Below are 8,469 nucleotides of genomic sequence, written 5' to 3' on the forward strand. Positions count from 1 at the left end.
ATCAGACTCCATGGCACGGAACGGTAGAGGCCTGAAAAAGACAGTTGCTCCTACGGTAGGAGCGCACGATGTGCGCGAAAAGCCAACAAAGCAAAGAAGCCGCCCCTCACCTATCCCACGCCCAACCGCGCCCCACGCACCCCACGCACCCCACGCACCCCACGCACCACCAAACACCCAAGGCGCCAAACACCCCCATCGGCGTACCATATCCGCTCTTGCCTACACGGGACCCCGAGCCCATGCCGCGCCGATCCTTCCAGACACCGCTTGCGGAAGGTACTTGCCGCATGATCTGCACGATCTCGGCGGCCATGGTCGGTGTCTGCCTGACTGGCGTCGGGCTGCTGCGCGTGTCCAATGCGGTGAGCCGCACCGACAGCTGGGCCGACGACCTGCTCTCGGTCGATGCGATCTTCTTCCTCGTCGCCACGCTCAGCGCGTATTTCGCGTTGCGGACGGAAACCGAGGTGCGCCTGCACCGCCTGGAACGCATCGCCGATGTCGCCTTCATCGCCGCGATGATCCTGCTCACGGCCGCGTGCTTCTTCATCACTTACGCGGTCAGCCTCTGACCGATGCCGCGAGGAACCGCCGTGCCCGCCTGGACCGATCGCCGTGTGCTCGACCTGCTCGCCATCGAGCACCCGCTGCTGCTGGCGCCGATGGCCGGTGCAGGTGGCGCGGCGCTGGCCATCGCCGTCGCCCGGGCCGGCGGGCTGGGCGCGATTCCCTGTGCGTCGATCTCCCCCGCGACGATAAGCGAGCACGTTGCCGCCTTCCGTGCCGCGGTGACGGCACCGATCAACCTCAATTTCTTCGCGCACACACCGGTCGCGCCCGACGAGGCGCAGACACGTCGCTGGCGGGAGCGGCTGGCGCCGTATTTCGCCGAGTACGGCGTGCACCCGGATGCCGCGCTCCCGTCAGGGGGACGTGCGCCGTTCGACGCCGCCCTGTGCGAACGGGTGGAAGCGCTGAAGCCCGAAGTGGTGAGTTTCCATTTCGGGCTGCCGGAGGCGGCACTGTTGCGGCGGGTGAAGGCCACCGGTGCCATCGTGCTCGGTACCGCCACCACGGTTGCCGAGGGGCGGTGGCTCGTCGAGCGCGGCTGTGACGCGGTGATCGCGCAGGGCTACGAGGCCGGTGGCCATCGCGGCAATTTCCTCACCCACGACATGGCGGCGCAGCCCGGCACCATGGCCCTGGTGCCGCAGATGGTCGATGCACTGCCGGTGCCGGTGATCGCCGCCGGCGGCATCGCGGATGGCCGTGGCATGGCGGCGGCGCTCTGCCTGGGTGCCTCGGCCGTGCAGCTGGGCACGGCCTTCCTGCTGGCACCGGAATCCACCGCCGCCGCCGTGCATCGCGAGGCGCTGCGCGCCCTGCGCGACGACGGCACCGTGGTCACCAATGTGCTGACGGGGCGTCCGGCGCGCGGCGTGGTCAACCGCATCATGCGTGAGCTGGGCCCGCTCGCGGCCGATGCCTTGCCGTTCCCGCTGGCAGCCGGTCCCCTCGCCCCGCTGCGCGCGGCCACCGAAGCCACCGGGCGGGGCGATTTCCAGCCGTTGTGGGCCGGGCAGGCCGGCGCGCTGGCGCGGGAGGTGCCGGCGGAGGAGATCGCGCGTACCATGCTCGCCCATGCGGCACGGCTGCGCCTGGGTTGATGCTCGCGGACCCGATCCGCGGGCGGGGGAAAGACATGATCGACGATGCCAATGAATGGATTCGGCTGCGCCGCAGCGACGATGCCGAAGACCAACAGCGCGCCATGACCGAGGCCGTGCCCGTCGCGGTATGGGCGCAGGTCTACGAGCGCGCGCCGGACCTGCGGCCGTTCATCGCGGCCCACCGCGAGGTGGCCTTGCCGATGCTGGAGCGGCTCGCCAACGATCCGGACGCGGCCGTCCGCCTCGCCATCGCCCAGCGAAAGGTTGCCCCGGAAAACCTGCTGCGGCTGCTTGCCGATGACGTGAACGAACAGGTGCGCCTCGCCGTCGCGGCCCATCCGTCGACCCGCAAGGACGTGCTCCAATACCTGTCCCGGGTCGACGGCGCCGAGGCGGTACGCGTGCGTGCCAGCGCACGGCTGCGGGCACTCACCCACCCGTCGTCGCATTCCTGACAACCGCCTCGGAGCCGAACCCGCCATGCCTGTCGCCACGGCCGAAAACGTCGGCCATCGCTTCGCACTCGAACGCCTCCTCAGCGCCCGCGAGCGCTCGTGGGCGGCATTGCGCGATATCGCCGCGCACATCCGTCCGGGCATGACCGAGCCCGAGGCCGCGGTGCTGGCGAAGGAGCGCCTGCAGGCGGCCGGCATGGACCGCATCTGGCATCCGAGCATCCTGCGTTTCGGCGAGAACACGCTGAAGACCTTCCGCCAGCGTTCGGCGCCGGACACGGTGCTGGGCGAGGACGATATCTACTTCGTGGACCTTGGGCCCGTGTTCGACGGCCACGAAGGCGATGTCGGCGACACGTTCGTGCTGGGCGACGATCCGCTCAAGCACGCCTGCGCCGAGGCCGCCCGCGAGCTGTTCCGCCGGGGCGAGGCGCGCTGGCGCGACGGCGTGACCGGCGTCGCGCTGTATGCGTACCTGAGCGGGGAAGCGCAGGCCATGGGCTGGCGCCTCAACCACGCGACCAAGGGCCACCGCGTGGGCGATTACCCGCACGCCGTGCACAAGGCGGGCACCCTGGGTAACTTCGACGCGGCGCCGGTGCCCGGGCTGTGGATCCTCGAGATCCAGATCGCGCATCCCCAGCTGCCGATCGGCGCGTTTTACGAAGACCTTCTGGTCGCGTAGCTCAGCGGGACCGCGACAGGCCCGTCACCGTCAGCGCCACGACCGCCGCGCCGAAGGTCAGCACGCCGACGCCATAGACCGCGCCGAGCGCGGCGCCTTCCGCGAGCAGACTGCCGGCATAGGCCACGGTCACCAGCAGCCAGCCGGCAGCCTTTGCCGCACGCGTCCGTCTCGCCGGGAGCGACCGTCCGAACAGATCGCGCTGGTGGCGCGACATGCCCAGGCACAGCAGGGCGAAGCCGAGTACCGAGGCCACCAGCGGTAACGCGATCATGCATCCGCTCCGGCGGCGATCGCCGCGTGCTTGCGTCTCGCGCCCGCTGGCCGCCTGTACAGCTTCCACGCGGCGGTGCCCAAGGCGGCGGCCAGGGCCAGCATGGTCAGGTCGAAGCCGACGAACACACCGTCGCCGCGCGCCAGGCTAGGCAGCAAGCCGCGCTCCGTGGTCAGCTCGTCCACGACAGGCAGGGCCGCGAAGGCTGCGGCGCCGAGCATGAGCACCGCCAGCCAGGCGCGCCGCGGCCGTTGCACGCAGGCGATCAACAGCGCGGCGCCCCAGCCGATGAAGAAGGCATGCACCTCCCACGTCGCCCGGTCGTCCATGCGCACCGGCAATAGCCGGTTGGCCAGGAAGTGGCAGGCGAAGGCCAGCGGCAGGCCGGCGACGGTGGCGATATTGAGCCGCTCGACCAGTACGAAGCCGAGATGGGGCCGGTCGGGATCGGGGAGCTGGAGGCGCCGTTTGGCCGTCCACAGGACCAGGCCTGTCGCCACCATCAGCGTCCCGGCCAGGCTGCACAGGAAATACAGCCAGCGCAGCGCGTACGGCGCGTAACGCCCCGCGTGCAGGCCCACCATCGTGCTTTCGGTCGCGCTCGCGCCCCCCTTGGCGGCCGGCAGCGGATGCATGTGTCCCGTCGCGGCATCGAAAAGCAGGGTCTTCTCGCGGGCATCCATGGCGTCGCCGCCACTGCGGAACAGGCGCACCACGCCGTGCCGGTCGCCCGGCAGGGCGATGTCGATGAAGCCCGGCTGCGCGCCGCCCCACACCTTCCGCGCCTGGGCGATCATCCCGCCGAGGGAGGCCATCGGCGCGGGTTCGCCGGAACGCACCGGCGGCGATTCGCTGCCGAACGCGTCGGCGAAGTAGGCGGCCTTGTTCGGATACGCCGCCGCCACGCCCCAGGGCATGTACAGCGATTGCAGCGTGACCAGGCCGGTAAAGGTGATCATCAGGTGGAACGGCAGTGCCAGCACGGCGCTGAGGTTGTGCGCGTCCAGCCAGGAGCGTTGGCCCTTGCCGAAGCGCAGGGTGAAGAAGTCGGCGAAGATCTTCTTGTGCGTGATCACCCCGCTGACGATGGCCACCAGCATGAACATGGCGCAGAAGCCGACCACCCAGCGAGCCCAGATCACCGGCATGTAGTGCAGGTCGAAGTGCATGCGATAGAGGAACGCGCCGCCCAGGGTGGGGCGCGACACCACGGGCTGCCCGTTGCCGTCCAGCGTCAGCGTGTTGTCGCGCGCCGCGCTGCGGTCTTCACCCGCCTGCCGCCAGTAGACCGTGGAGGCGATGGCGCGCTGGCCGGGCAGGGCGATGGACCAGCTGTCCGCGTCGGGCTGGTGGGCGGTAAGCCACGTCACCGCGCCTTCCGCGGCGCGCGTCGGCTGGCGCACGCCGGTGATCTCCGGCTGCATCCATCGGGTGATCTCGTCCTGGAAATACGCGCTGGTGCCGGTCGCGAAGATCGCCAGCAACAGCCAGCCGACGAGCAGGCCCGCCCAGGTATGCAGCCAGGCCATCGACTGGCGCAGGCCACCGTTGACCCCGTTCATGCCGCCGCTCCGTGCAGCGACGCCGCCAGCGCCACCGCGAGCGGTACGCCGATCGCCGCCAGCCCGATCCAGGCACGTGCCGCGCTGCGCGAGGCGAACGCGAAAATGGCCACCGCGGCGTAGACCGCGAACGAGACGAGCATGCCGGCGACCACCGCCTCGACACGCGCCATGGGCAGCCAGCGTGCGCACGCCGCGGCCACCAGGGCCGCCAGCGCATAGCCGCCGAACACGGCGGCGGTGGCGCGGCCCGCCACGTCCAGCGCCCGCGCGGGGGAGATGCCTGTCGTCGAACGCCTGCTCATGCCGAGATGTCTTTTGCCGTGGTGGGTGCGGAAACGGGTCGACCAGTGTACGCAAATGCGATTCATTCGCAATCTCAGCGCAAGGTATTGCGGTGCCTGCCACATGTGCGGCATCATGGTAATGAGATTCGTTCGCGTTAACCGCGACATTCCCCCGCTACGGACCCATGCTCATGATCCTTCCCAAGAAGGCGCTGCCCCTGCTCATCGCAGGGGTATTGGCCTCGCACGCTTCCTTTGCCCAAGACACGAACCGCACCGACAAGGCCGTCCAACTGGATGCCGTCGACGTGCGTGGCGTCAAGCTCGACCAGGGCTACACACGGCAGGACGCCGAGGGCGCGACCAAGACCGATACGCCGATCGTCGAAACGCCGCAGGCGGTGTCGGTCATCTCCGGCACGCAGATGCTCGACCAGGGCGTGCTGACGGTTCAGGACGCCTTGCGCTACTCGGCCGGCGTGCGCTCCGATGCCTACGGCGTGGACAGCCGTGGCGACGACGCCTTCGTCCGCGGCGCGTCGTTCACATCGTACCTGGATGGACTGCGGCAGTCGTTCGGTGGCTCGTACGCACGCACCGAGCCTTACTTCCTCGACCATATCGAGGTGGTGCGTGGCCCCTCGTCCGTGCTTTACGGACAAGGCACCACGGGCGGTCTGATCGGTCTCACGTCGAAGCGTCCGCAGTTCACCGCGGCGCACGAGGTGCAGGTGCAGGTCGGCAACAACGCGCGCAAGCAGGTGGCTTTCGACTTCACCGGCCCGCTGGATGCAGCCGGACACTGGGCGTATCGCCTGATCGGCGTGGTGCGCGACGCCGACTCGCAGATCGACCACGTATCCGACGACCGCAAGGCGATCTCGCCCTCGGTCACCTGGCAGCCCGATGCGAACACGCGCTGGACGCTGCTGGCCAACCTGCAGTTCGACCACAACGGCTCCTCGCTGAACTTCCTGCCGCACGCGGGCACGCTGCTGTTCAACCCGAACGGGCGTATCCCGACGAACCGCTTCGTCAGCGAGCCCGGCTTCGATCGCTACGACACGAACCAGCGCGCGGTGTCGTCGTTCTTCGAGCACCGCTTCAACGACACGTGGAAGTTCACCCAGAACGCGCGCTACTCGCACGACAACGTGGACTACCGCTCGCTCTACCCGAACGTCTATACCAACCCTGCGTATCCGTTCCTCGACGACGAACAGCGCACCGTGTCGCGCTACAGCTATGTCGCCCTCAGCCGGCACAAGCGCTTCGTCACCGATACGCGCCTCGAGGGCGATTTCGATACGGGCGGCATGCATCACCGCGTGCTGTTCGGCGCGGACCTGGGCTATTCGCATACCGACAGCCGCAAGGGCAACGGCGTGGACCTCGTCCCGTTCGACCTGTATGCACCGGTCTACGGCAACGGCTTCGTGCCGCCCGACATCCTGCCGGCACCGTCCAGCCATACGCGGCAGACCGGGCTCTACGTGCAGGACCATATCAACTGGGGCGAGCACTGGATCGGCACGGTGGGCGTGCGCCACGACCGCGCCACGCTGACCACCGGCGACAGCCGCTCCGTCGACAACGCGACCACCTCCCGCTTCGGCGTGATGTACCGTTTCGACAACGGGCTGGTGCCGTACGTGAGCTATACCGAATCGTTCCAGCCGCTGGACAGCCTGGATTTCTACAACCGCCCCTACGAGCCGTTGCGCGGCAAGCAGTACGAAGCCGGCCTGAAATACCAGCCGGTCGGCGGTTCGACGCTGCTCACCGCGACGTACTTCGACCTGCGTGAGGAAAACCGACTCGCGCCCGATCCGCAGAATCCGCTGAACCAGATCCAGGCGGGCCGCGCGAAAACCCGCGGCGTGGAGCTGGAAGGCAGCTCACGCCTCGGCAGCCATGTCGACCTCATCGGCACCTATACCTGGACGAAGGCGCGTCCGGACGACGGCACGATCGTCGCGGGCCTGCCGAAGAACCAGGCCTCGGCGTGGGGCGTCTACCATGTGAACGACGCCGACAGCGACGGTTTCAGCTTCGGCATCGGTGCACGCTACATCGGCACCAACTACGACGAGACCGGCACGCTCGTGGTGCCGCGCAAGACACTGTTCGATGCGATGGTGGCCTACACGCAGGGGCCGTGGCGTTTCTCCGTCAATGCCGCCAACGTCACCGACCAGGCGTACAGCGCCACTTGCCTTGCCCGTGGCGACTGCTTCTACGGCCCGCGCCGCAGCATCATGGGTAACGCCAGCTACCGCTTCTGATCGACCGTGGATTCCGGACGTCCGAACCGTTATGGTCGGACGTTCGGCTCGGGCGAATGGGAGATCGGCATGCGGCTAGGCAGGTTCATCGGGGGCGCGGTGCTTGCCGCGTGCGTATCCTTCGGCGCGCTGGCCGCGCCGCCGCCGGGGCATGCCGGCAACCCGGTGTTTCCCGGTTGGTACGCCGATCCGGAGGCGGCCATCTTCGATAGCGCCTACTGGATCTATCCCACCACCTCGCTGCCCTACGCCCAGCAGAACCATTTCGACGCGTTTTCCTCGCCCGACCTGGTCCACTGGACGAAGCACGCCGACGTATTGTCGATGCGTGACATCCCCTGGGCGAAGAAGGCGCTGTGGGCGCCAGCGCTGGTGAAGAAGGATGGCAAGTATTACTTCTTTTTCGCCGCCAACGATATCCAGAACGACAAAGAAGTCGGCGGCATTGGCGTGGCCGTGGCCGACAAGCCTGACGGCCCGTTCAAGGACCTGATCGGCAAGCCGTTGATCGGCGCCTTCCACAACGGCGCACAGCCGATCGACCAGTTCGTGTTTCGCGACGACGATGGCACGTACTACATGATCTACGGCGGCTGGAAACACGCCAACATCGTCAAGCTGAAACCCGACTTCACCGGCGTCGAGCCCATGGCCGACGGCACCGTGTTCAAGGAGATCACCCCCGCGCCGGAGTACGTCGAAGGTCCGTTGATGTTCAAGCGCAACGGCAAGTACTACTTCATGTGGTCGGAGGGTGGATGGACCGGTCCCGACTACTCGGTGGCGTACGCCGTGGGCGACTCGGTCACCGGGCCTTTCCGCCGCGTCGGCAAGGTCCTCCAGCAGGACCCGAAGATCGCCACCGGCGCGGGCCACCACTCGTTGTTCCATGTGGCGAAGGACGATAGCTGGTACATCGTCTACCACCGCCACCCGCTGGGCGACACCAACGGCAACCACCGCGAGACCAGCATCGACGAACTGCATTTCGCCGCGGACGGCAGCATCCTGCCGGTAAAGATGACGCGGGATGGCGTCGAGGCCAAATCGCTGTAGGAGCGCACGATGTGCGCGAAAAGCCAACGAAGCGATGAAGCGAAAGCTCTCGACACGCTGTGGTTTGCGGTTTGCTAGAGCCTTAGAGCCTTAGAGCCTTAGAGCCTTAGAGCCTTAGAGCCTTAGAGCCGTGGTGTCGTGGAGCAAGAGCCGGCGGGTAGCCCCCTCGGTGCCACGCCTGCGGCGACCCGC

The 8,469-nt window shown here is 68.0% G+C and carries 9 protein-coding genes; 6 read left to right on the plus strand and 3 right to left on the minus strand.

Going from position 1 to position 8,469, the window contains the following annotated elements; all coding sequences use genetic code 11:
• The first annotated feature begins 290 nt into the window (after nt 1-290).
• From QRN34_RS12865 to QRN34_RS12880, 4 genes are read left to right on the plus strand one after another with little or no spacing between them, the layout of a single operon-like run.
• Nucleotides 291-575, plus strand: coding sequence for a hypothetical protein (locus QRN34_RS12865; RefSeq protein ID WP_285404997.1), 285 nt, complete (start codon nt 291-293; stop codon nt 573-575).
• Nucleotides 576-596: 21 nt separating this feature from the next.
• A complete protein-coding gene (locus QRN34_RS12870) occupies nt 597-1,670 on the plus strand; it encodes a nitronate monooxygenase (protein WP_285404999.1) in 1,074 nt (357 codons plus the stop codon).
• 35 nt (nt 1,671-1,705) lie between these two features.
• Nucleotides 1,706-2,128 (plus strand): hypothetical protein, encoded by a 423-nt coding sequence (locus QRN34_RS12875; protein ID WP_285405001.1) that lies wholly within the window; start codon nt 1,706-1,708, stop codon nt 2,126-2,128.
• 25 nt (nt 2,129-2,153) lie between these two features.
• The gene (locus QRN34_RS12880) at nt 2,154-2,813 is read left to right on the plus strand and encodes a M24 family metallopeptidase (RefSeq protein WP_285405003.1); all 660 of its coding nucleotides are present in this window, start codon (nt 2,154-2,156) and stop codon (nt 2,811-2,813) included.
• Nucleotide 2,814: 1 nt separating this feature from the next.
• On the opposite strand, the gene QRN34_RS12885 is transcribed toward QRN34_RS12880, so the two are convergent.
• From QRN34_RS12885 to QRN34_RS12895, 3 genes are read right to left on the minus strand one after another with little or no spacing between them, the layout of a single operon-like run.
• On the minus strand, nt 2,815-3,087 hold the full coding sequence (locus QRN34_RS12885) for a DUF3325 domain-containing protein (RefSeq protein WP_285405004.1): 273 nt from the start codon (nt 3,085-3,087) through the stop codon (nt 2,815-2,817).
• On the minus strand, nt 3,084-4,649 hold the full coding sequence (locus QRN34_RS12890; protein WP_285405005.1) for a PepSY-associated TM helix domain-containing protein: 1,566 nt from the start codon (nt 4,647-4,649) through the stop codon (nt 3,084-3,086). Before QRN34_RS12890 ends, QRN34_RS12885 begins: the two co-directional genes overlap by 4 nt.
• Nucleotides 4,646-4,954, minus strand: coding sequence for a DUF3649 domain-containing protein (locus QRN34_RS12895; RefSeq protein ID WP_285405006.1), 309 nt, complete (start codon nt 4,952-4,954; stop codon nt 4,646-4,648). The genes QRN34_RS12890 and QRN34_RS12895 overlap by 4 nt, the downstream gene beginning before the upstream one ends.
• A 173-nt stretch (nt 4,955-5,127) precedes the next feature.
• Here QRN34_RS12895 and QRN34_RS12900 point away from each other — a divergent pair, with 173 nt between their 5' ends.
• Nucleotides 5,128-7,221 (plus strand): TonB-dependent siderophore receptor, encoded by a 2,094-nt coding sequence (locus QRN34_RS12900; RefSeq protein ID WP_285405007.1) that lies wholly within the window; start codon nt 5,128-5,130, stop codon nt 7,219-7,221.
• 69 nt (nt 7,222-7,290) lie between these two features.
• The gene (locus QRN34_RS12905) at nt 7,291-8,277 is read left to right on the plus strand and encodes a glycoside hydrolase family 43 protein (RefSeq protein ID WP_285405008.1); all 987 of its coding nucleotides are present in this window, start codon (nt 7,291-7,293) and stop codon (nt 8,275-8,277) included.
• Nucleotides 8,278-8,469 lie beyond the last annotated feature (192 nt).

The sequence above is a fragment of the Luteibacter sp. ME-Dv--P-043b genome, from assembly GCF_030209605.1.
Lineage (GTDB): Bacteria > Pseudomonadota > Gammaproteobacteria > Xanthomonadales > Rhodanobacteraceae > Luteibacter.